Origin of the sequence: Faecalibacterium sp. DFI.5.82, assembly GCF_029076575.1 — a bacterium.
In the GTDB taxonomy this organism is placed as follows: Bacteria; Bacillota; Clostridia; order Oscillospirales; family Ruminococcaceae; genus Faecalibacterium; species Faecalibacterium duncaniae.
Window position 1 is genome coordinate 1 of record NZ_JARFIS010000557.1, and the last position, 309, is coordinate 309.

General features: G+C 59.2%; 1 pseudogene. It reads left to right on the plus strand.

Features of this window, described 5'->3' with window-relative positions:
- Window positions 1–62 precede the first annotated feature (62 nt).
- Window positions 63–309: pseudogene (locus tag P0G09_RS17860) on the plus strand (metallopeptidase); the annotation flags it as partial.

Sequence of the window (309 nt, forward strand, 5' to 3'; positions counted from 1 at the left end):
GCATTGCGAAGCAATGACGGAGAGGTTGGACGAATGAAATCTTTCCCTAGTAGGTGAATTTTTTGCCCAAAGAAAAATTATTCGACCCCCGCAATCCCTTTGCATCCAAACGGCCAGAGACCCACGAGGAGTGGCAGGCCCGGATTGGCGGCGAGGTGCTGGCTGTGGTGCGCAGCGGGCTGTACCTCGACTTCCGCTTTCTGGATATGGCGCTCAGTGCCCTGGCCCCGGTACCGGTCGAGCGGTGCGGCGTGCTGGCCACAGACGGCGTGTACCTATATTATCAGCCCAGCGCCCTGCTGCGGCTCT